General features: G+C 59.3%; 17 protein-coding genes and 2 pseudogenes. 7 read left to right on the top strand and 12 right to left on the bottom strand.

The window, feature by feature from the left end:
* Positions 1–79 precede the first annotated feature (79 nt).
* The 3 genes from BFN10_RS10695 to BFN10_RS10685 all read right to left on the bottom strand — a co-directional run bounded on the left by BFN10_RS10695 (position 80) and on the right by BFN10_RS10685 (position 5529).
* On the bottom strand, positions 80–2029 hold the full coding sequence (locus BFN10_RS10695; protein WP_071489747.1) for a DNA topoisomerase III: 1950 nt from the start codon (positions 2027–2029) through the stop codon (positions 80–82).
* A gap of 165 nt (positions 2030–2194) precedes the next feature.
* The gene (locus tag BFN10_RS10690) at positions 2195–3817 is read right to left on the bottom strand and encodes an MFS transporter (protein ID WP_071489659.1); all 1623 of its coding nucleotides are present in this window, start codon (positions 3815–3817) and stop codon (positions 2195–2197) included.
* Positions 3818–3882: 65 nt separating this feature from the next.
* Positions 3883–5529, bottom strand: a complete 1647-nt coding sequence (locus tag BFN10_RS10685) for a GMC family oxidoreductase (RefSeq protein WP_071489658.1) — start codon at positions 5527–5529, stop codon at positions 3883–3885.
* A gap of 130 nt (positions 5530–5659) precedes the next feature.
* Between BFN10_RS10685 and BFN10_RS10680 the strand changes: the two genes are divergently transcribed.
* The gene (locus BFN10_RS10680; RefSeq protein ID WP_071489657.1) at positions 5660–6550 is read left to right on the top strand and encodes a LysR family transcriptional regulator; all 891 of its coding nucleotides are present in this window, start codon (positions 5660–5662) and stop codon (positions 6548–6550) included.
* A gap of 23 nt (positions 6551–6573) precedes the next feature.
* On the opposite strand, the gene BFN10_RS10675 is transcribed toward BFN10_RS10680, so the two are convergent.
* The 4 genes from BFN10_RS10675 to BFN10_RS10660 form a co-directional block, all read right to left on the bottom strand.
* Entirely contained in the window at positions 6574–8433 is a 1860-nt protein-coding gene (locus tag BFN10_RS10675; protein WP_071489656.1) for a DUF3857 domain-containing transglutaminase family protein, read from the bottom strand.
* Between the two features lie 147 nt (positions 8434–8580).
* Positions 8581–9681 carry a DNA alkylation repair protein gene (locus BFN10_RS10670; protein WP_071489655.1) on the bottom strand — a complete coding sequence of 367 codons (1101 nt, stop codon included), beginning with the start codon at positions 9679–9681 and terminating at the stop codon, positions 8581–8583.
* A gap of 20 nt (positions 9682–9701) precedes the next feature.
* The gene (locus BFN10_RS10665) at positions 9702–11048 is read right to left on the bottom strand and encodes a glutamine synthetase family protein (RefSeq protein WP_071489654.1); all 1347 of its coding nucleotides are present in this window, start codon (positions 11046–11048) and stop codon (positions 9702–9704) included.
* A gap of 11 nt (positions 11049–11059) precedes the next feature.
* A complete protein-coding gene (locus BFN10_RS10660; protein ID WP_071489653.1) occupies positions 11060–11617 on the bottom strand; it encodes a helix-turn-helix domain-containing protein in 558 nt (185 codons plus the stop codon).
* A 191-nt stretch (positions 11618–11808) separates the two neighbouring features.
* On the opposite strand from BFN10_RS10660, the gene BFN10_RS10655 reads away from it, so the two are divergent.
* On the top strand, positions 11809–12117 hold the full coding sequence (locus BFN10_RS10655; RefSeq protein ID WP_071489652.1) for an RcnB family protein: 309 nt from the start codon (positions 11809–11811) through the stop codon (positions 12115–12117).
* A 77-nt stretch (positions 12118–12194) separates the two neighbouring features.
* Entirely contained in the window at positions 12195–13388 is a 1194-nt protein-coding gene (locus BFN10_RS10650; protein ID WP_071489651.1) for an MFS transporter, read from the top strand.
* Here BFN10_RS10650 and BFN10_RS10645 read toward each other — a convergent pair.
* Both BFN10_RS10645 and BFN10_RS10640 read right to left on the bottom strand, forming a co-directional pair.
* Positions 13351–13623, bottom strand: a complete 273-nt coding sequence (locus BFN10_RS10645; RefSeq protein WP_071489650.1) for a DUF1652 domain-containing protein — start codon at positions 13621–13623, stop codon at positions 13351–13353. The genes BFN10_RS10650 and BFN10_RS10645 overlap by 38 nt on opposite strands.
* A gap of 102 nt (positions 13624–13725) precedes the next feature.
* Positions 13726–15222, bottom strand: coding sequence for a PAS domain S-box protein (locus BFN10_RS10640; RefSeq protein ID WP_071489649.1), 1497 nt, complete (start codon positions 15220–15222; stop codon positions 13726–13728).
* Between the two features lie 119 nt (positions 15223–15341).
* Between BFN10_RS10640 and BFN10_RS10635 the strand changes: the two genes are divergently transcribed.
* Positions 15342–15962, top strand: a complete 621-nt coding sequence (locus BFN10_RS10635; RefSeq protein WP_071489648.1) for a transglycosylase SLT domain-containing protein — start codon at positions 15342–15344, stop codon at positions 15960–15962.
* Between the two features lie 235 nt (positions 15963–16197).
* Here BFN10_RS10635 and BFN10_RS10630 read toward each other — a convergent pair whose 3' ends face one another.
* The 3 genes from BFN10_RS10630 to BFN10_RS10620 all read right to left on the bottom strand — a co-directional run bounded on the left by BFN10_RS10630 (position 16198) and on the right by BFN10_RS10620 (position 20334).
* Positions 16198–17370, bottom strand: coding sequence for a hypothetical protein (locus BFN10_RS10630; RefSeq protein ID WP_165447924.1), 1173 nt, complete (start codon positions 17368–17370; stop codon positions 16198–16200).
* A gap of 14 nt (positions 17371–17384) precedes the next feature.
* Positions 17385–18272 (bottom strand): nitrilase family protein, encoded by an 888-nt coding sequence (locus BFN10_RS10625; RefSeq protein WP_071489647.1) that lies wholly within the window; start codon positions 18270–18272, stop codon positions 17385–17387.
* A gap of 112 nt (positions 18273–18384) precedes the next feature.
* Entirely contained in the window at positions 18385–20334 is a 1950-nt protein-coding gene (locus BFN10_RS10620) for a flavin monoamine oxidase family protein (protein ID WP_071489646.1), read from the bottom strand.
* A gap of 524 nt (positions 20335–20858) precedes the next feature.
* Between BFN10_RS10620 and BFN10_RS28740 the strand changes: the two are divergent.
* From BFN10_RS28740 to BFN10_RS10615, 3 genes and pseudogenes are all read left to right on the top strand, one after another.
* Positions 20859–20987: pseudogene (locus BFN10_RS28740) on the top strand (type II toxin-antitoxin system HicA family toxin); the annotation flags it as partial.
* A gap of 11 nt (positions 20988–20998) precedes the next feature.
* Positions 20999–21133 (top strand): annotated as a pseudogene (locus BFN10_RS28735) (type II toxin-antitoxin system HicB family antitoxin); the annotation flags it as partial.
* 39 nt (positions 21134–21172) lie between these two features.
* Positions 21173–21517, top strand: a complete 345-nt coding sequence (locus tag BFN10_RS10615) for an FKBP-type peptidyl-prolyl cis-trans isomerase (RefSeq protein ID WP_071489645.1) — start codon at positions 21173–21175, stop codon at positions 21515–21517.
* The last annotated feature ends 356 nt before the right edge of the window (positions 21518–21873 follow it).

Below are 21873 nucleotides of genomic sequence, written 5' to 3'. Positions count from 1 at the left end.
TAGACCGGCCACCGCGCTGCAAGGTCCAAAGCGGCGCTAAACCCGTCGAAAAACGTCATTCGCCGGTTTTTTTGGGTGTTTAGCCGGCATTTGTCGGTTTTTTGGCCCGCTTGGGACTGGCCGTCGTCTTGCGTGGCGTGCTCTTGCGTTTCTTTTTCCATGGCGTGGCACCTCGGCCTGCCGGGCTGGCGGGACCGGTGATGGTCATGCGCATGCCATTGCAACGGGCGACCTGCTTGCTCATCCAGGCCGCCTGCTTGGCGACGAAGTCTTCCAGGCTCATTTCGCCGCTTTGCACCATGTCCAGGGCCTGCTCCCAGATGGCGGTGGTGCCTGGGTCGGCGATGGCCCGGGGCACGGCGTCGATCAGGCTGAATGCCGCCGGTGTAGCTGATAGCGCCTTGCCGTTCTTCACCAGGTAACCACGGTCCAACAGCCCCTGGATGATGCCAGCGCGGGTGGCCTCGGTGCCGATGCCGGTGGTGTCCTTGAGCTTTTGCTTGAGCAGCGGGTCTTCCACCAACTTGGCGACGTTTTTCATCGCCTTGATCAGGTCACCTTCGGTAAAGGGTTTGGGCGGTTGGGTCCACAGGTCCTTGAGGTTGACCCTGGCCACCCCATAATCCTGGCCCTGTACCAATGGCGGCAGGGCTTGCGGAGCCGGCGCTTCACGTCCCTTGGCTGGCGCCAGGGCTTCGGGCAGGGCGCGTTTCCAGCCCGGTTCGATCACTACTTTGCCCACTGCACGCAACGCCTGATTCGCACAGTCGAAATCCGCCTGGGTGCGATCGTACTCATGGTTGGGCAGGAACTGCGCCAGGTAGCGTGCGCGGATCAGGGTATACACCGCACGATGCTTGCCGGTGAGTTGTTCCACATCCTTGCCGGCGCCGGTAGGGATGATGCCGTGGTGAGCGCTGACCTTGGCATCGTTCCACGCCCGCGAGCGTCGCTGGGCATCGATATGCGGCATCAGCTCGTTCACTGCGGTATCCGCACGTGCCAACGCAGCCAGGATCTTCGGCGCGTCGGGGTGCTGGCTCATCGGTAGATAGCCGCAATCACTGCGCGGGTAGGTGATGACTTTATGGGTTTCATACAACGACTGGGCGATATCCAGGGTTTCCTGGGCGCCAAGGCCGAGCTTCCTGGAGCAGATTTCCTGCAGGGTGCCCAGGTCGAAGGGCAGGGGCGCCACTTCACGCATGCGCTCGGTGCGCAGTTTCACCAGCAGGGCGGTGGCGGCGTTGGTCATGGCGTCGGCCGCGTCCCGCGCCAACTGCGGTTTGAGGCAGCGGCCCTGGTCGTCACAGGCGTCCTCGGGCGCGCGCCATTGGGCGGTAAAGGTCATGCCCCCGTGGCGCAGGTCGACATCGATGGCCCAGTAAGCCACCGGCACAAAATCGGCGATGCTGCGATCGCGGTCCACCACCAGGCGCAGGGTTGGCGTTTGCACCCGGCCTACGGGCAACACGCCCTGGTAACCGGATTGGCGCCCGAGCAAGGTGAACAGGCGGCTCATGTTCATGCCAATCAGCCAGTCGGCGCGGGAGCGGCCCAGGGCCGAGTGATACAGGCTGAACGTCTCGGCGCCCGGCTTGAGCGCCGCCAGGGCCTTGCGGATCGAGGCATCATCCAGCGCGGATAGCCACAGCCGCTGGATCGGCCCGCGATAACGGCAATGCTCCACCAGCTCGCGGGCGATCATCTCGCCTTCACGGTCGGCGTCGGTGGCGATCACCAGCTCCTGGGCTTCCCCCAGCAGGCGCTTGACCGCCTTGAACTGGCTGGCGGTCTTGGGCTTGACGCGCATCTTCCATTTTTCCGGGACGATGGGCAGGTCGGCCAGTACCCAGCGCTTGTACTTTTCGTCGTAGGCATCCGGCGGGGCGGTTTCCAGCAGGTGGCCGATGCACCAGGTGACCGTGACCCCATTGCCCAGCCAGCACCCCTCGCCACGGCGGCTGGCGCCGAGCACGGCCGCAATGTCCTTGGCCTGGGAGGGTTTTTCACAGAGGTACAGGCGCATGGTCGTCACACAGATCGGGTTGATGCTGTGCAGGATGCTCAGTCGGCGCGCATTGATCAACCATTATCTGTATGGATGTACAGCAATTTATGTAGGCGCCTGAAGGCAAATGTGGGAGGGGCTTGCCCCCTCCCACAGCGGATCTTCTGTGCTCAGGAGATCGGGTTAGTTGTTATCGATATCCACGTGACGGGTCTCTTTAAGGCAGACCATCCCCACGATCAAACTCACCCCGGTCACCACCACCGGGTACCACAGGCCGTAGAAGATATCGCCGGTGTAGACCACCAGGGCAAACGATACGGTCGGCAGGAACCCGCCAAACCAGCCGTTACCGATGTGGTAGGGCAGGGACATCGAGGTGTAGCGGATACGCGTCGGGAATAGCTCCACCATCAGCGCTGCCAGCGGGCCGTAGCACATCGCGGCAATCAGGATCAGCGCCACGATCAGCACCACCACCATGGTCTTGTTGACCTGGGCCACGTCCGCCGAAGACGGATAGCCGGCCAGGGTCACCGCGCCACGCAGGGCTTTTTCGTCAAAACCATCGATACGCACGTCGCCCACGCTCACTTGCACGGGGCTGCCGGCGGGGGCGGCGACGCTGCTGTAGGGCAGGCCTTGCTTGACCAGGAAGGTCTTGACCTTGTCGCACGGGCTGTCAAATTTCGCCTTGCCCACCGGGTCGAACTGGAAGGTGCAGGTGGCCGGGTCGGCCATCACGGTGATCGGCGCCTGGGTGCTGGCCTGGTCCATCGCCGGGTTGGTGTAGTGCGCCAGGCTCTTGAAGATCGGGAAATACAGCACGGTGGCCAGCAGCAGGCCGAGCATCAGCACCGGCTTGCGCCCGATCTTGTCCGACAGCCAGCCGAAGAAGATAAAGAACGGTGCACCGATCACCACGCTGATGATCAACAGCATGTTGGCCAGGGCCGGGTCCATCTTCAGGAACTGCGTGAGGAAGAACAGCACGTAGAACTGCGCCGCGTAGAAGGTTACCGCTTGCCCGCCGTTGATGCTGAACAGCGCGATCAGCACCACCTTGAGGTTTTCCCATTTGCCGAAGGACTCACGGATCGGCGCCTTGCTGGCCTTGCCTTCCTCTTTCATTTTCAGGAACGCGGGCGATTCGTGCAGGCTCATGCGGATCCAGGTGGAAATGCCCAGCAGCACGATGGAGAACAGGAACGGAATGCGCCAGCCCCAGACTTCGAACTGGTCACCGGTGAAGTAACGGCAGGCCAGCACCACCAGCAGCGACAGCAGCAGGCCGATGGTCGCCGTGGATTGAATCCAGCTGGTGTGGAAGCCGCGCTTGCCGGCCGGTGCGTGCTCGGCCACGTAGGTTGCGGCGCCGCCGTATTCGCCGCCCAGCGCCAGGCCCTGCAGCATGCGCAGTACGATCAGGATGATCGGCGCTGCGATGCCGATGCTGGCGTAGGTTGGCAGCAACCCGACACAGAAGGTCGCCACGCCCATCAGAATGATGGTGACCAAAAAGGTGTACTTGCGCCCGATCATGTCGCCCAACCGACCAAACACCAGCGCACCGAAGGGCCGCACTACAAAGCCGGCCGCAAAGGCCATCAGGGCAAAGATGAATGCCGTGGTGTCGTTGACCCCGGCGAAGAACTGCTTGCTGATCACCGCCGCCAGGGCGCCGTAGAGGAAAAAGTCATACCACTCGAACACCGTCCCCAGGGACGAGGCGAAGATGACTTTCTTTGAGTCGTTGCTGGTGCTCGCGTCGACCGGCGAGCCCAGGGTTTGAGCATGTTCTGACATCGGGTAGCCCTCACAGTGATTATTTATTGTTGTTCCACTGTCGGCGCCAGGTTCGGCGCCGCTATTCAGATTGCATGAACCAGTTCTTTCTCCGGGGCGAGACTCCTTGTATTCGGCGAAAGGATCAGCTGCGCGGCCTTCTCCGCGATCATCAGCGTGGGTGAACAGGTATTGCCAGAGGTGATGCGCGGCATGATCGAAGCGTCGGCGATGCGCAAGCCGGGCACGCCGTGCACCCGCAGTTGGGCGTCGACCACTGCGTCTTTATCGTTGCCCATGCGGCAGGTGCCGACCGGGTGGAAGATCGTCGTTCCGATGCGTGCGGCGGCTTCGTGCAATTGCGCTTCGGTCTGCAGCGAATCGCCCGGCAGATACTCCACCGGCTTGAACTGGCTCAGGGCCGGTGCGGCGACGATGCGGCGCGTCAGGCGGATCGCATCGGCGGCCACGCGCAGGTCTTCCGGATGGCTGAGGTAGTTGGGGCGGATCAGCGGTGCGTCCGCCGGGTTGGCCGAGCGGATGTCGATACGGCCCCGGCTCTGCGGACGCAAGTCGCAGACCGACGCGGTAAACGCCGGGAACCCGTGCAACGGTTCGCCGAAACGCTCCAGGGACAGTGGCTGTACGTGGTATTCCAGGTTGGCCGAGGTCTGTTCCGGACCCGAGCGCGCAAACGCACCCAGTTGACTGGGCGCCATCGACAGCGGGCCGCTGCGGTCGTAGAGGTAGCGCAGGCCCATGCCCATCTTGCCCCACAGGGTGCCGGCGATCTGGTTGAGGGTGCGGGCGTTTTCCAGTTTGTAGATCAGCCGCAGTTGCAGGTGGTCCTGGAGGTTGCCGCCGACGCCGGGCAGTTCATGCAGCACTTCGATGCCCAGTGGCTTAAGCACGTTGGCGGGACCGATCCCTGACCGTTGCAGGATGCCCGGCGAACCCACTGCACCGGCGCACAGCACAATCTCCTTGCGCGCTTTCCAGCTCACTTGCTGGCCGTGTTGACGCCCGACCACTTGGCAGGCACGGCCGTTTTCCAGGAGCACGCGGTCCACTTCCACTTCGGTCAGCACGGTGAGGTTGGGGCGCTGGCGCACCGGCTTGAGAAACGCCTTGGCCGCGTTCCAGCGTACCCCGGCCTTCTGGTTGACCTGGAAGTAGCCGCAGCCTTCGTTATCGCCCTGGTTGAAATCGCTGATGTTGGCGATGCCGCTCTGCGCCGCCGCATCGCGGAACGCATCGAGGATCGGCCAGTGCAGACGCTGTTGCTCGACTCGCCATTCACCGCCGTCGCTGTGAAATTCCGAGCCGCCGGCAAAGTGGTTCTCGCTCTGCTTGAACAGCGGCAGCACGTCCTTCCACGCCCAACCTTCATTACCTGCGGCCGCCCAGCCGTCGTAGTCCCGGGCCTGGCCACGCATGTAGATCATGCCGTTGATGGAGGAGCAGCCGCCCAGCACCTTGCCCCGTGGATAACTCAGCGCACGGCCTTGCAGGCCTTCCTGGGCTTCGGTCTTGAAGCACCAGTCGGTGCGTGGGTTGCCGATGCAGAACAGGTAGCCGACGGGGATATGGATCCAGGGGTAATTGTCGCGGCCACCGGCTTCGAGCAGCAGCACGCGGTGGGCGGGGTTGGCGGACAGTCGATTGGCCAGCAGGCAGCCCGCTGGGCCGGCGCCTACGACGATGTAATCGTATTCAGCAGTTGCAATGGGCATCTGAAGGTCTCGCTTGTTTTTCTTATTGGCCCCATCCTAGTTGTTAGTTTTCGTCTTAAAAATGTTAGTTTTTACCCAGCTGCTGTGCGTTTTTAAACAGCGTAGCCCAGGGATAGGCAATGGAGGCGTCATGTTCGACTGGAATGACCTGCGGTACTTTCTCGAGCTGCAGCGCAGCGGTCGCTTGCTCACCGCCGCGCAACGCCTGAAAACCACCCACGCCACTGTGGCCCGGCATATCGAGGCGATCGAGAAAAGTCTCGGCACCGCGCTATTCGTGCAGCATGCCCAGGGCTACGAACTGACCCCCGCCGGCGAGGCCCTGCTAAAACATGCCGAGGCCATGGAAAACGTCGCACTGCTGGCCGAAGACGAGCTGACTCATGCTGCCGCGCCCCTGGGCAAGATCCGCCTGGGTGTGGCCGAAGGCCTGGGCGTGATGTTCCTGGCCAGCCGCATGGGCGGGCTGTTCGAGCGCTACCCCGGGTTGGAAGTGGAGCTGGTGGCGGTGCCGCGCTTTGTCAGCATCCTCAACCGCGAAGCGGAAATCAGCATCCACCTCGAGCGGCCGAGCGTCGATCAACTGGTCACGCGCAAACTTACCGACTACCGCCTGGCCCTCTATGCCAGTCGCGCCTACCTGGCGCGCAACCCGCCGATTGAAAAGCGCGAAGACCTTGCGGCACACGCCTGGATCGATTACGTCGACGACCTGCTGTTCAGCCAGGAACTCAAATTCCTCAGCAGCTTCTGCCGCAACCCCAAGGTGGTGTTCCACAGCACCAGCGTGATCGCCCAGCATCAGGCGGCGCGCTCCGGTTTGGGGATTGCGGTATTACCGTGCTTCATGGCCGCCGGCGACCCGGACCTGGTGCCGTTGCTGCCGGGGGAGGGGATCCAGCGCAGCTACTGGATCAGCTCGCGCCGGGAATTGCACAAGTCAGTGCGGCTGCGGGTGTTGTGGGATTACGTGGTGGAGTTGTGCGCGCGGGAGCAGGGGTTGTTGTTGGGCGAGGCCTGATGCCAGGCCTGCCCAACAGAGGGTTAGAGTTTCACCACCTGATGCACCTGCTCCGCGCAAGCCCGTGCATCCTCGATCATTTTCCCGAACGCCTTGCTGACAATCTCATCACGGCTCAACCAACGCACCTTCTGGCTCAGGCGATAGTGATAACGCAGCCCGCCATTCGCCTGCGAACCCTGCAGATCCAAGTCATACCACGGCGAACGCACCTGGCAACCCGGGATGGCTTTTTCCATCCGCCCACCGCTCAGGGTGATGCTGTAGTCATGGGTTTGCGGGTTGCCCAGATCAAGCTCGGCCTGCTGCCCTTGGCGGCGGTAGTTGATAAAACCATCCCAACGACCCTTGAGCGATTCATCGCTATATACGTAGTCATTCGCCAGCTTTTCCAGCGCACGCTGATCATTCATTTTGGCCGTGACGGTATAGCCGTCATGTACCACAAAGCCGGTGGCCGGGCGGGTGATCTGGCAGTCGCTGATCTCGTTGCCGAAGTTGGCGCAGATGTCCTGGTCGGTGGCGGTGCTGCCTTGCTGGCGGTCGGCGACGCTCAGTTGCATCAGCGGCAGGCGACTGAAGGTGATCGTGGCCTGGGTCGTGCCGTAGCCTTGTTTGTCGTAGTGCACCTGTTTATCCAGGCGCAGGGTGGTTTCGGGGCGTTCCAGCGGGATATGTTCCTCGCGCACCTGACCCTGGGCGTCGTTGACCAGCACCCAGCGGTCCTGGATATCGGGCATGACCTGACCGGGGGCGAACACCGGGTTGGTCGGGTCGAGCCACCACACCTGGCCATCCACTTCGGCGCGGACGATGGCGTGGTTCGGCGCCTGGGGGCCGGGGATCAGTAGCGACTCGACCACATCGCCCCGGCTGACCCAGGCGGTCTCGGCCTTGATGCCACTGGCCTTGAGCAAGGCGGTCAGCAGGATTGCCAGGTCCTTACAGTCGCCATAACCGTGTTGTTCGATTTCAGCGAGGTTGAAGGGCACGTAGCCGCGCTCTGTCGCACGCCAGTCACCCAGGTAGCGATAGTGATCGTTGATGTGCTGCATCAATGCCGCAACCTGTTCGGCCGGTGCCAAACCGCGTACGGCAACCACGGCAGCAGCACCTTGTGGTGGCAGGTTGGCACCGAGGATCTGGTTGTAGCGCTGCGCGAACGCCCCGAAGTACGCCTGAGGCTCCAGAGCACTGCCTATCTCGATACGCGGGATGCGCAGCAACGCGGCGTTGGAAGCTTCGTTGATGTAGTTGAGGTAGGTCGGGGCCTTTTGCACCACGTCCAGGGTCTTGCCATTCTGCGACGGCGTTACGCTGAAACCCTCGAACAGTTCGCTGCGCCACTGGATGGGGCGCTCGGCAGTAAAACGCGCCTTGAACCGGTCGCGCCGCGCCGGGCTGGCGCCGAATTTGAGCACGTAGTGAAACTGGGTCATCAAGGGCTTGGCGGCGTGGTGCTCGCGTACGGTGTAGCGAATCTGCGTGCCGACGCGCAGGTTGGGGAAGGCTAGAGAGGTCTGTTTGTCGCGGCTGAAGCCCTGGTCCGGATTGGGCGCGATGCGGGTGTCGATCTGCGTCGCATCCAGCGCCACTGGTTTGGCGCCGGGCTGAGTGGACTGCGCGCTGATCACTTCAAAGATGTCGCCTTCGGAATAATCGAAGTCGATGCGTGAGAGCATTTCGCGGCCGCTCGGCTTGAGGATCGTATAGCGGTAGGTGGTGGTGCAGTCGGTACTGGCGTCGCGGCTGAAGTGGCAGTGCAGCTCGGTGTCGCTGGCCAGTGGTGCTTCGGCCAGGGGCTGCAGCGCGGCAAATACGCCAGGAGCAACAAGCCCCAAGCTGATGGCAATCAGGGGGCGGTGAAACGAAAAACGGTACATGGGCGCCTCGGGTGACACATTGAAACAGCTACCCGGTGGGTAGCGAGAAGGCGCTGGATGATAATTGCTCGCAACTAAGAAAGCCAGGATTGTTCGACAATTTATGTGGCTGAAAGGCCCGTGCTAGAGCCTTTTCTTTGATTTGTGTCAGTCGTTTCTCAGTTCGAAGTCGGCGCTGGCAAGCTTCTCGCCGTTGATCAGCACATGGACGACATGCTTGCCGGGGTAATGCTTGCGCGTGGTCAACTCGCGGATATGTTGCTCACGGCGGATGCTGTGAAGCTCGCCAGCGCCGAGGGTAAACGCCTTGAGCTTGAACACCTTCGCCGTACTGTGGCCGGCACTTTTCACATAGTCGATGGCGTAGTCCACCACCAGCTTCTGTGGGGCTGCGGCGGTGGATTCCAGGGTGAAGGACAGGTTGATCCGCTCTCCCAGGTTGATCACCGCTGGCGTCACTTGCAGATGGTGGATCTTCACGTCGGCCCTGGCCCCGGCCCCCATGATCGTCAGCGCACGCGTGTTACCTTGCTTGATCAGGCTGCGCAGCGCGTGGCGGGCGATCCAGGCGGTGTGAGGGTTATCCAGATTCCAACCTTCGATCAGGCTGAGCACCCATTCCGGGTGGTCCTTGGTGATGTCGTTGAGGTGGTTGGCCACCGACTTGCGCACGTACAGGCTGGTATCTGCCTTGAGGTTGTCGAGGATCGACGCACACAGTTCGGGGTTGGCCTGTATTTCGGCCAGGCGGAACGACCAGGGCAAGCGCGGCCGCGAACCTTCGCTGGCCAGGCGGCGCACGTGTTCGTTGGTATCCAGCGACCATTCGTGCATCACCGCCAACGTGCGCGGGAAGTCGTGCAGTAGAAAATGGCGGATCGCGAATTCGGCGGAGCCAAACGTCGTGAAGTACTTGAGCGCGGCCATTGAACGTTTGAAATCATCCCGCCCGTAGCTCGCCACGAAGTGCGGCAGGAACAGGCTGACAAACGAACTGTTCAGGCGCGGGGCCAGGGCGTAGAGCCGCTTCAGCGTTTGCGGGTAATCCAGCGGGATCACCGCATGCAGGCTCTCGCTGACCCGCGCCATGCGCTGCATCACCGACAATTCGGCCAGCCCGGCCTTGGCGTGCTTGAGGAACCCCTTGGCGTCGAACGCCGGGTACACCGCCGTCATCTCGGTGGCGATGTGTTGCAGGCGTTCGACGTTGAAGATTTCCTTGAGGGCCGGGGCGCTTTGGTCGGTCATCGATGATTCCGTGAGTGCTATTAGAGAAACCAGCGATATTCCCGCGCATGGATCTCTTGCTGGAAGGCCAAGTGGTCCTGACGCTTGTTTTCGCAGTACACCTCGACAAATTCGGCGCCCAGCTTATCGCGCAATACCGCGTGATGCTGCATGGCACGCACGGCGTCGAGCATTTCCAGGGGGAAGTCGCTGCCGCTGCTGCGGTCTTCATTCAGCGGGGCGATGGGTTCGCGCCTGGCCTCAAGACCGTGTTCCAGGCCAACCAGGATCGCCGCCAGCACCAGGTATGGGTTGGCATCGGCACTGGCCAGTCGATGTTCGATACGCAGGTTGCGCGGGTCGGACTCGGGGATGCGCACGCACGCGTCGCGGTCTTCAAAGCCCCAGCTGGCGCGGGTGGCGGCGTTGACCGTACCGCCCAGGCGGCGGAAGGCATTGTGGTTGGGCGAGAAGATCGGCATGCAGTGCGGCAGCAACTCCAGGCATCCGGCGACGGCATGGCGCAAGGGTTGCTGCTGGTGCGCCGCCAGCAAATTGTTACCCGCACCGTCATACAGGCTCACATGCACATGCATGCCGCTGCCGGGATATTGCAGGTAGGGCTTGGCCATGAAGCTGGCGCGGTAACCGTGTTTCAACGCCACGCCACGGGTGCTGCGGCAGAACAGGGCGGCCCAGTCGGCAGCACGCATCCCATCGTCGAGGTGGCCGAAGTTGATTTCGAATTGGCCGGGGCCGATCTCGGCGGTGATCACGGTGATATCGATGCCCTGGTCCTTGGCGGTTTGCGCCATGTCATCCAGTACTTCGCTGAAGCGCGACAGCCGTTCGATGTGCAGGTTGGGCTGGTCGTCGGCGTCATCGCTCAACGGGTCGCGGGCAAATTGCGGCAGGCCATTGTCGAGTTTTTTGTCGAACAGGTAGAACTCCAGTTCGAACGCCACCACCGGGTGAATGCCCTTGTGTTGCAGGCGTTCCAGCACCTTGGCCAGCACTTCGCGGGGTTCGAACTCGATGGGCGCCTCGGTGCCGTCCGAGGTGATCAGCATCTGTCCCAGCGGCTGCGATTCCCAACTCACCGGCTTGAGGGTGCCCGGCACCAGGCGACGGTTGGCATCCGGGTCGCCGTCGTTGAAGCAGTAGTCGCCAATCTTGAACAACCCGCCCTGAACCCCCAGCAACACGGCGTTCTGTGGCAGCTTCAGCGGGCTGCCGGCGGCGACTTTTTCCAGCATCTCGATGGGGTAGCGCTTGCCGTAGAAGTGCCCGGGAATGTCCAGGGCGATCAGGTCGACATAACGCACGTCCGGATGGTTCTGGCGAAAAGTCCGTACTTCGGCCAGTAACGTGGAGGCATGGCTTTTCACGGGTGTTGCTCCTAGTTGTAAACCCACAACACGCGGGCGGGCAGGTCGGTCAGGTTGGCGTAGCGGCAATGGGCAAAACTGGCCAGGTGGAAGCTGTCGCCGGGGCCGAGGGTGACTGAGCCGGCTTCACCGTCCACCCACAACGTCAACTCGCCCTCCAGCACAAACCCGGCCTGTTCGGCGCGGTCGCTCATGGTCTGTTCACCGCTGTTGGCACCGGGGGCCAGCAGGCTGTCGAGCATCGAGAAGGCGCCGTTCATGCTCGGCGAGACGAGGATGTCGGTGATGCCGTTGGCGTAATACACCGTGCGCCGCTCGTTGGGGCGGGTGATCCAGTCCACGGCCTTGGGTTTGGGCTGGCTGTAGAAGTAAGTAGTAGGTACGCCGAGGGCATGGCTGATGGCGGTCAAGTCCGCCACGGTCGGGCGCGACAGGCCACGCTCGACCTGGGACAGGAAGCCCACCGAACGCTCGATTTTCTGTGCGAGCTGGGCGAGGGTAAGCTTCTTGTGCTTGCGCAGGTCGTGGATCAGTGCCGCGAGGGTGGCAAGTTCTTCTTGTTTGTTCATGAAATTTATTTCGATAAATTTCATGAAAAATTACAGGATTTATTTCACAAGGGCAATGGCATGGGCTTTTGCGCGCACCCGTTCGGGCTGGAACGGCTGCTGCAGCGACGCGCGAAGGTTGGCACAATTGAATGATCGCGCGTGGCAGCGGTCCGAACTTCGGTACACACCTTTTCATTGAAGGAACTCCCATGAAATCCAGATCCCTCGCTGCCTGCCTGCTGGTCGCCACCAGCCTGTCCACCGCCAGCTTTATCGTGCAGGCCGGTGATACCCCGCAGGAAACCGTACAACCTTCGAGTATCAATACCCGTGACTTGAAAGAAGGTGACCGTGCCCCGGATATCCTGATGCGCAAGGAGTCGGCCGTCAGCGACTGGAAAAAGCGCGGTCTCAAACAGCCTGAAGAGGACAGCCAGTGGGCGCGGGTAGGTGATAAGTTCGTGCTGCTCAAAACCACCAACGGCACCATTCTCGAGATCACCCCTGTCAAGAAATGACCTTGCATTTGTGCCCTGTTCCTGAGTTAAGGTAACCGGCGGAAACGGCCGTGTTACCTTCAAGGAAAGAGAGCAGGATGCTTGCGACAATAAGAAACTACCCCCGCACTGTTAACCTGTTGCTGTCCGCCACATTGCTGCTCACGCTGGCCAAGGCAATCACTTTTCCCTACCTGGTGATCTACCTCACCCACCATTTTTCCCTCGACATCACCCAGGTTGGCCTGGTGATCGGCAGTTCGCTGATCGTCGGCTCGCTGCTCAGTGTGTATGGCGGTTTCCTGGTCGACCGTATCAACAGTTATCGGTTGCTGCTGACCTTCAGCGTGCTGTTTGTGCTGGGCTTTGTCGGTACTGTTCTGGCCCAGAACATCTGGGCGTTCTACAGCTGCCTGATCCTGATCAACCTGGCTTATGCGGTGATCGATATTGCGGTCAAGGCCGGTTTTGCCAGCCTGTTGCCCGAAGACGCCCGCAGCGAAGTGTTTTCCATCAAGTACACCCTGACCAACATCGGTTATGCGGTTGGGCCCGCTTTCGGGGCGGTGATGGCCAAGCTGGATATCAGCGTGCCGTTTATCCTTTCGGCGTTGTTGGGGGTAGGGTTTTTCCTTCTGTATTGGCGCTGGGGCGACCGTACCCTGGCCACCGTTGATGCCACGCAAAAACCGGTGCCATTCCTTGCCGTCGGGCGAGTACTTTTAAGGGATCATCGTCTCGTGTGCTTCACCCTCGGCGGTGTACTCAGTGCCGTGGTGTTCGGCCAGTTCACCGCGTGGCTGTCGCAATACCTGGTGACCACCACCACGGCCGAATACACCTACACCGTGGTCAGCGCCGTGCTGACCACCAACGCGGTGTTGGTGATTGCCCTGCAATACCTGATTGGGCGGCGGATATCGCACCGTTACCTCGGCCAGTGGCTGGTCGCGGGCCTGGGCATGTTCATGCTGGGGATCGTCGGGTTTGCGCTGTCCACCAGCGTACTGTGGTGGGTGCTGGCGATGGCGGTGTTCACCGTGGGGGAGATCATTGTGTTCCCGGCCGAATACATGTTCATCGACCGGATAGCCCCGCACCACTTGCGCGGCATGTACTACGGGGCACAGAACCTGTCCAACCTGGGCGCCGCGCTGGGGCCGGTGTTGTGCGGGCTGGTGCTGGCCAGCCTGCCGGCCCATTACATGTTCTGGATGCTGGGAGCGTTTATCGTCGGGGGCGGGGTGTTCTACTTTATTGGGGCGTCGTTGAAGGCAAGTCATCCAGCGTGAGCTTGCCCATGGTGTTGCTCTGCAGTTCGTAACGCAGCTCTTCCACCATCTTTTCCACTTCTTGCGGGGTCTGCAGGCGGTTGGTGCTGATCCCGGTGACGACCAGGTCGACCCGGCCGGTTTCGGCGTCATAGACCTTGAGGGTCAGGGACGCATCCCGGCACAGGGTGAACTCGCACGTCAGCGGCGACAGGCCTTCTTCGATGCAGTTTCGCAGTTGAGAGAGGGTAAACATGCGGGTTCCTTCAGGCATTCAGTTTGATACCTTGAAGGTTATTGACTAGCCGTCGCCGCAATAAGGCGAATTCGCACTAGGTGCACTAGTGCATTTGCACTGTCACGGCTTGTTTTTGACCCGCAATTCCCCGGCGAACAGCCCGCGTTCACGGGCCCAGACGATGGCAGCGCTGCGGCTGTGCACCCCCAGTTTGGAGTACACCGTGGCCACATGATTACGCACGGTGTTGGGCGCCAGTTTCAGGCGCGAGGCGATCTCCTTGTCGGCCAGCCCCTCACAGATCAGGCCCAGTACATCGCGCTCGCGGGCGGTAAGGTCGGTAAAGGCCACGTTCGTTTGGCTGGCGCTGTTGACGCTCTTGGCGTTGGCCAGTTTTTCGATCAGCGTCTGGCTGAACCACGAGGCATCCTGCATCACTTCCTCGATGGCCGCTACCAGCTCCAGCTCCGAGCGTTTGCGTTCGGTGATGTTCATCATCACCATCAGGTAGCAGGGCACGTCCTGGATGATCACGGTGTCGGCGGAGACCACGCAGTCGATCACCTCGTTGCCTTTCTTGCGCACCTTGAGGTCCTGGCCGTCGAGGTTGCCGGCTTTTTCCAGGCTGGCGAACAACTGTGCGGCAGCCTGGGGGCTGTCGATAAAGTCGATGTCCTCGATCGATTTGCCGATCAGCTCTTCACTGATGTAGCCGGTGATGCTCATGAAAGCTTCGTTGATATCCACCACCTGGCGGTTACCGGCGCTGCACACCAGGGTCGGCACCGGGGTCAGGCGGAAGGATTTGGCGAAGCGCTCCTCACTCTGACGCAGGGCAATTTCCGCTTTGCGCCGTGGCTCCAGGTCCATGAAGGAAAACAGCATGCAGTCCTCTTCGTTCATGTCCAATGGCTGGCCAGCAACGATTACCAGCTTGCTGCCGCCTCCGGGCAGCCGTAGCTCCGCCTGCATCTGCGGGATGGTCGCGCCTTCGCCCAGGCGCTGGATGGCCAGGTCCTTGCGTTCGGCCTGTTCCAGTACATCCAGTTCATACACCGATTTGCCGATGACCTGGTCGCGGTTGTAGCCGGTCATCTCCAGGAAGCCCTGGTTGACCTTGATATAGCGCAGGTCGCTGAGGCGACAGATCACCGCCGGCGCCGGGTTGGCATTGAAGGTTTTTTCGAAGCGCTGCTCGGCGCTGGCCCACTCGGTGGCGTCGCTGAGGATCAGCACCAGCAGTTCCGGTTCACCGTGGGAGTCGGTGATCACCAGGCTGCGCAGGCGGTGCACCCAGGTTTTTTCTTCGTCGGCGGTGGGCGTGACTTCCACCACCACGTCGCTGAACTCATCGCCCGCCGCGGCCCGGGCCAGCGGGTAGTTGTCTGCCTGCACCGGGTGGTTGTTGCGGTAGCGCAGCGCAAAGCGCTCGGCGTATTGCTGCCCGTTGGCGCCCAGCCCCATCACGTCACCCACGCCATGCATGGTCAGCGCGGCCTCGTTGGCCCACAGGATGGTCTGGTCGACCTCGGCCAGAATCACCCCGTCGGACAGGCCGGAGATGATCTGCTGCAACTGGCGGCGGTTGGTTTCCTTGGCAAGCACATCCTGGGTCATAGGTCTTCCTGAGAGTGGGCGCATGGAATTACGACACCTGGGCCTCAGGATAGTGCAGATGCACCAGGCGCAGACCTGCGTAAAATGCCCGTTTCATACGTATCAGGCACAGGTGCATTTTGAGCGCAGGCAAAGCCGTCGGACTGTTGTTACTCACCTCACTGCTGACGGCGTGCGGCACCTCGCCGCCACGTACGCCAAATGATCTGTGCGGCATCTTCCGCGAAAAAGACGACTGGTACGACGCTGCCAAAGTCACGCAAAAACGCTGGGGCGTACCGATCCAGGTGCCGTTCGCGATCCTGTATCAGGAGTCCGGCTTCCATCAGGACGCCTTGGCCCCGCGTAAATACCTGCTGTGGATCATTCCCTGGGGCCGCGTCTCCACCGCCGCCGGCTACGCCCAGGCCAAGGACGAGGTGTGGAACGATTACCGCAAGAGCACCGGCCGCAGCGGCGCCAGCCGCCAGGACTTCGACGACGCCATCGACTTCGTCGGCTGGTACATGGACAAGACCTACACCATCAACGGCGTCTACAAATACGACGCCTACGGCCAGTACCTGAACTACCACGAAGGCTGGGGCGGCTATCGCCAGCGCACCTACGCCGCCAAGGCCTGGCTGCCACCGGTAGCCAGCAAGGTACAGGCGCGGTCGCAGATGTATGCGGCGCAATATGCGCGGTGCAAGGATGACTTGGGGCGGGGGTTCTGGAGTCGGTTCTGGCATTGGTTTTAAGGGGCAGCCCTTTCAAGGTCTTAAGGTCACAGGCGGTAAGTACCCTGTGGCGAGCGGGCTTGCCCCGCGTTGGGTCGCGAAGCGACCCTGGAGGAAGGAATGCGGTGAATCAGGCACTCCTCGGCCGCTGGTTTTGGGGCCGCTTCGCAGCCCAACGCGGGGCAAGACCGCTCGCCACAGTTGCAGTGACCGCCCTATTGGGAGGGTATTGTGAAGAGCACAGCGTGGGGATGGGCTACATCTGAATCAACCAACCCACCAAAGGCACTATCATCAGCGTACTCAACGCCATTGAGGTGACATTGCCAATGTACGGGTGAAAGTGTGTGGGCAAGCGACCTGCAATTGCACAGGCCAGTGGCGGCGCGATCAAAGCCCCGAGCAGTGCACTTGAACCGATGACGGTCCAACTGCCACCGTGGGTCAATACAGCCGCCGGGACCACTGAGACCAGTGGAACGTAGGTCGGATACCATCCGCGTTTCTTCCACTGTTTTCGCCAGATCGCGACACCCAGTGCCGATGTCAGCGCCTGGGCCGCTATCAGGGGCAACACCAGGCCTGATCCATACGCCGGGCTGATCGGGTTCAGCGCATAGGCTACCAGTACACCTGCCAGCAACCCGAGACTGGCAAGTTCGTTCCCGAAAAAAGGCGCTTCGGAAAAATCTGCGAGCACCCGACGCAGACTCCAGGCAATACCATAAGTGGGGGGCGGGGCGGGGGCCGGTTTGGCGAGGGCTATGTAATCAGAACTCACCAACGACGGCACTCGGCGACAAAGTACAAACGCAATGACGCTGCCGAGTGCCATGCCCACCACGTTGCCGATCACCACTGGAAGACCCAGTGGAACGCATACGAAGTTCACGATCAGCAGACAAAGGGGGGTCACCAGCAATGCGCCCAATACCGCACCGTTTACGGCAACTTTCCAGCCGCCGCCGAACATCAGCACCATGGCTGCCGGTAACGAGACGAATGCCGCAAACGTGGGTTGCCACGTTTGTGCGGTGACGCTCCAACCCCACAGAAGATTGCTCAACATCAGCCCCAGCAGTGAACTTGTCACCAACCAAGGCCATAGCCCTGTTCCGTAGGAAATAGAAAACCCTTGCCAGGCTTTACCGTGCTTGCTCGCCCACCATGCAAGGTAGGCGCCGCCCAACAAACCGAGCGATGCCAGTTCGTGCTTGTAGAAGGCTACTTCACTGATATCCCCGACTATCCACCGCAGCCAGGCAACGGGATGGGGCAGGCTTGTGATCATCTCGGTATAGCCCGGCCAGGACCACTGGTTGCTAAGTGCAACCCACAGCATCAATAGCACGCTGGCTAATCCCAACATCAGGACGGTTATATCGGCCATGGACCGGCGGGGCCTCGTTTCTGTACTGAGTGTTTTCATACAGAGCCCTCCGATCAGCGTGGAAGGGCAGGGTGGCGGGAGTAGCCAAGCATTTGATCGTAGAGATCATTGCGTCGATCACGCTGCAGGTCATTAAGGCTGTTCCAGATCGGAGCACTGCGGGCGCTGGTGATATCAATGTCGGCGAACAGGATTTCCTGGCGATTGGCTGAAGCTACCGGGCCTATAGGCCAGCCGTTGGTTCCGGCAATCAACGAGCATCCGAGGTAGCGCGCTTCCCGCTCTTCGCCAATGCGGCTGGCGGCAGCGATAAACACGTTATTGACGTGGGCGGCGGTCATCGTCAGGTACGACGCCATGCATTTGCCTGCCTCATCGAACAGGGGCGGAGGCGTCCACACCCAGTTGTTCAGGCTGCAAATGATATCGGCGCCCTGCTGGCTGAGAATACGTGGCACCTCCGGGAACCAGATATCCCAGCAAATCAGCAAGCCAATGCGGCCTATCGGCGTTTCAAATACTGGAAATCCGCTATCACCAGGCGTGAACCAGAGCTTTTCCAGGTTCCATAGATGTGCCTTGCGGTATTTGCCGATGAACCCATCGGGACCCAGCAGCACAGCCGTATTGAATAACTGCATACCGTCTATTTCGCACAGGCCCGCCACCAGGTACACCTGGTGCTTGCAGGCAAAATCTGCCCACGCCCGCACACTTTCGCCGCCTGGTATCAGCTCTGCATGATCAAAGGCGTCCTGGCGGCTGCTGAAGAAATACCCGCAATTGGTAAGTTCGGGCAGTACGATCAGATTCGCTCCACCGTTTGCCGCCTCGGTCGCCAGTGCAAGACTTTGACGCAGGTTGTTGATTCGGTTGTTCATGCCAACCTGAGGGTCCAGTTGGATGACGGCTACGCGGGCGGGGCTTGCTGGTTCGCTCATGGCGGTGACCTCTTATTGTTATGCAACCGGGAGTCGGTTGGGCGTTTATAAGAGGCGAACAAATGTTTAATTAAAAGTCAGGTGATTCCCGTTGCGTTGTAGTCTCTTTCTTTTACGGTTCAGCTTTGTAGAGTGGGTAGTCATGCATCGTAAAGTCACCATTGAAATCGGCTTGGGTTTTACTGCAAATGTTTATCACGGTATCAATTGCTCCCCTGAAGCAAGGTTCCGTCCAGCCCGCATCTACGGAGAAAGATTCACCGCAGAGATACAAACCTGAGGTGTGAGAAAAATCTCGATTGTATTTCAGTAGCTTCATGGCGTCGTAATAAGTACCTGCACGATAAAGTTTTGCACAGCCAAGGGAGTTTTTATCATTCATCCACCGTTGAACCACCGCGTTATCGCGTCCGATATACGGTGATATTTTTTCCTTTATATTGGCAGATTTCAAAAGAATTCTGTCGAGGTCTTCGATGCACCGGTCAACCAGTTCTTTGTCAGTAAATATCGATAGCTTGGTAGCGTCGTCTTCCCATGTGTAGCTGAGAAGGATGCAATCGTAGGTATTGGTAGCGTTGTAGCGGTAAGTGTATACGTCATGAATCAAGCTATCTGTGACGATGGCTTGAGGGATTTTTTTATTTTGAGAGAGAAACGACTTTTTGAGAGGTGCGTACACCTTGCAGCTGGTTTCCCAGTGCGCTGACTTATAGGCTTCTATGACTTCAAATGGAAGCATTTCCTGGCTGAAGTTTTCAATTGATATGTGTGTTTCGATCAGCCACGAAGGCAGTGTCATTACCACAGAGTCGTAATCGATGAACTCTTTCTTTGCCTGTTCTTTTTGTGTGATGTTCCAGTCGAAATAGACCCGTATTTTTCCGTTCTTTAGTTTCTTGAGCTTTGTCACTGCACTGCTGGTCATGAAACCTGAATGACTTTTTATGAGGTGCTCGTATAGAGACTCATGTGTTTCTTGGGATTTGATGAAAAGGAGTGATTCGGCCAGTGAACCAAGGCCGATGTAGGTGGGTTTGTTGAATGCAAGGCCTCTTGAATCCAAGGTCTCTGGATGATTCAAGTAAGGCGATGCTATCGGTTTACCGTCCACGTTTACGCGCCCGTGAATTAATTGCAGATGACTGCTGAATCCAAATATCGCCGTGCGAAGTGGGTAAAGCGAGCATACGTCATAGAATGCCCCCCAACTGCCGTCACCAATGCCGATGGCGTAGAAAACAGCGGATTCCTGTGCGGTCATACCCAAGCCACCGAAGTTTCCAGGGTCGCTGTGGTGCCAGCCATCAAGGCTTGGCATTTTTACCAATTCGCGGAAGGAAACACTTTCATATTTTTTGACGATTGAATTCCACATGTGCTCCCAGCCTTCACAACCGTAATGCTCGGAGACAATCAGCGTCATTCGCTCGGCGAAGGTTTTCCATTTTGCGAAAACACTACCCAGTGTTTGACCGGGAGGCGGTGTTTTGCCATCAGTGTTTTTCCAGATAAGCATTGTGGGTTCGGTGCTGTCATCTATGCTCCCTTCACGTAGAAATATACCCGTCGACCGCACTGCAGGGCTGCCTGGGTTGGGAAAGTCTGTATGGCGCAATTCGAACTCGTTGGCGTAATAGGCCATGAGTGAACGCCCATCTTTAGGCAGTTCGTTTGATTTATTGAAGAACGGCATTCTCATTGCGCCCATTTCGAAAGGTGGTCTTCCAACGGTATCGGTATTGTTATTTCCAAGGGCCGTAAGGTGCCTGCCGCCTATACGTTGTGACTTTTCAATTAACGTTATGTTTGTGAAACCACATCGGTAAAGTTCACGTGCAGTTGTCAGTCCAGTAATGCCAGCGCCAATGATGCAAATTTTATGATGTGGCTCAGTGGCTTGGGCAATGCCATTGAATTGTTCCACCAAGGTGCGGTAGTCAAAACATAAGTCTGGTGGGTTTGGAAAGCTGGCCGCCCATTTGCTCTTGCTGGAGCGCTTTTTTCGATGAGCGTGTTGGGCTGTATCTGCGGGGTAATTAAAGGTGGAACCGATGGTCATTCTGATATTTCCTGTTCAGAGTTAACGGACTCTGAAAGGATGGATGTGAGCGCTGCTGGCCAGAAATAGGCTGCAGTTGGGTTTTGATGAGGGAAGTTCGTATTTTTTTGTAGGGGCGGTGCAAAAGATTTAGAGTGGGAGAGCATGCTTCACCCTTAACGACAGTGTATTACGAGCGAGGCTGCATGCACTCCAGTGAACGAGAATGGGCAGTGACCGACGAAGACTAGCCACGTGATTTGAGCGGCGCACGCGGTTGGGATTCTTTCGGAAACGTTCTGCGAGATAAAGGGAAATGTCACTGACTTGAGGTGTGTCATCTCTCCAATATTCCGTATGGCGCCATAAGATCAAGGCACAAAAACTGACATTAGTTCTCTGGCGCAAAGGTTTCGCACATCGTCATCATCACGGCACGCAAGCTTGCTTGAGGGGTAGCGGGCTTTTTTCATTGGTGTGTCATGTGTGTACAAAAAACGCATTGCCATTTAGCGGTGTGTAATATGCACACCTAAAGGTGGGCAATGAGAAGTCGAGAGGTGATTGACCTGTTGGTTGCAGATGGTTGGGTGGCGGTGAAGGGGAGTCATCACCAGTTCAAACACCCTATGAAGCGGGGGAGAGTAACCGTCCCTCATCCCAAGTCGGAGATTGCAGTATTTTCAAGTCAGTGCGGTTTAATGCCTCTTTGCCGGAACACCTGTTGCAACGCATTGATGAGCGTGTGCAGAAGCACCATCGCTATGCATCGCGGTCAGGGTTCTTTGCGACTGCCGCATTGCGCGAGCTTTCAGCGTAAACCAACTCAAGCGAACACTATCTATCCAACGGATTCCCCATGAGCCCCGAAGAACTCCAAATCACCGACCTGCGACCCGGCACCGGCAAAGCCGTGGTCAAGGGCGCGCTGATCACCACCCAATACACCGGCACCCTGGAAGATGGCACGGTGTTCGATTCGTCCTGGGAACGCGGCAAGCCGTTCCAGTGTGTGATCGGCACCGGGCGTGTGATCAAGGGCTGGGACCAGGGCTTGATGGGCATGCAGGTCGGCGGTGTACGGACCTTGTTCGTTCCGGCGCATCTGGCCTATGGCGAGCGATCGATGGGCAAGCATATCAAGCCCAACAGCAACCTGCGTTTTGAGATTGAGTTGCTGGAAGTACTGACGCGGGATGATTGAGACCTCCTGGATAAACACTTCCTGAACCCTCCCTGAAGAATCTTCTTATTCACCATACGGAAACTTTCCTACGGTTTACTCTCCCATCATCGGGGCGTAAGCTTCGCGCGTTTTCATCAATAGCGGAGACCCTCAGTGGGTACTTGTTCGAGTGACAGTAGTCGGCCGGTTTCAGTAACCGGCACAGGCTTGGCAAGGTAACGCGCATTTTTCCGATGCCGTTGTCTCGCCACTAAAAGCGAGAAGCGGCATCCCGGCAGCGGCCAGTCCTGGCACCTGCCCGAATCCCTCTCATCGACGCTGACCAGCACCCGGTTCACCTCGGGATGCTACGGACGCGCCTGTCCTTTGCGGCA

This window comes from Pseudomonas extremorientalis (assembly GCF_001870465.1).
In the GTDB taxonomy this organism is placed as follows: Bacteria; Pseudomonadota; Gammaproteobacteria; order Pseudomonadales; family Pseudomonadaceae; genus Aquipseudomonas; species Aquipseudomonas extremorientalis.
Note: the sequence above shows the minus strand (reverse complement) of the source record. Positions and strands in the feature narration are given on the sequence as shown.

What these genes read in the sequence shown, in the direction of transcription:
- BFN10_RS10615 (WP_071489645.1), top strand. Translation starts at nt 21,173, where the DNA reads ATGAGCCCCGAAGAACTCCAAATCACCGACCTGCGACCCGGCACCGGC.
- BFN10_RS10655 (WP_071489652.1), top strand. Translation starts at nt 11,809, where the DNA reads ATGAAATCCAGATCCCTCGCTGCCTGCCTGCTGGTCGCCACCAGCCTG.
- BFN10_RS10640 (WP_071489649.1), bottom strand. Translation starts at nt 15,222, where the DNA reads ATGACCCAGGATGTGCTTGCCAAGGAAACCAACCGCCGCCAGTTGCAG.
- BFN10_RS10620 (WP_071489646.1), bottom strand. Translation starts at nt 20,334, where the DNA reads ATGACCATCGGTTCCACCTTTAATTACCCCGCAGATACAGCCCAACAC.
- BFN10_RS10660 (WP_071489653.1), bottom strand. Translation starts at nt 11,617, where the DNA reads ATGAACAAACAAGAAGAACTTGCCACCCTCGCGGCACTGATCCACGAC.
- BFN10_RS10630 (WP_165447924.1), bottom strand. Translation starts at nt 17,370, where the DNA reads ATGAAAACACTCAGTACAGAAACGAGGCCCCGCCGGTCCATGGCCGAT.
- BFN10_RS10695 (WP_071489747.1), bottom strand. Translation starts at nt 2,029, where the DNA reads ATGCGCCTGTACCTCTGTGAAAAACCCTCCCAGGCCAAGGACATTGCG.
- BFN10_RS10670 (WP_071489655.1), bottom strand. Translation starts at nt 9,681, where the DNA reads ATGACCGACCAAAGCGCCCCGGCCCTCAAGGAAATCTTCAACGTCGAA.
- BFN10_RS10675 (WP_071489656.1), bottom strand. Translation starts at nt 8,433, where the DNA reads ATGTACCGTTTTTCGTTTCACCGCCCCCTGATTGCCATCAGCTTGGGG.
- BFN10_RS10680 (WP_071489657.1), top strand. Translation starts at nt 5,660, where the DNA reads ATGTTCGACTGGAATGACCTGCGGTACTTTCTCGAGCTGCAGCGCAGC.
- BFN10_RS10645 (WP_071489650.1), bottom strand. Translation starts at nt 13,623, where the DNA reads ATGTTTACCCTCTCTCAACTGCGAAACTGCATCGAAGAAGGCCTGTCG.
- BFN10_RS10685 (WP_071489658.1), bottom strand. Translation starts at nt 5,529, where the DNA reads ATGCCCATTGCAACTGCTGAATACGATTACATCGTCGTAGGCGCCGGC.
- BFN10_RS10625 (WP_071489647.1), bottom strand. Translation starts at nt 18,272, where the DNA reads ATGAGCGAACCAGCAAGCCCCGCCCGCGTAGCCGTCATCCAACTGGAC.
- BFN10_RS10650 (WP_071489651.1), top strand. Translation starts at nt 12,195, where the DNA reads ATGCTTGCGACAATAAGAAACTACCCCCGCACTGTTAACCTGTTGCTG.
- BFN10_RS10690 (WP_071489659.1), bottom strand. Translation starts at nt 3,817, where the DNA reads ATGTCAGAACATGCTCAAACCCTGGGCTCGCCGGTCGACGCGAGCACC.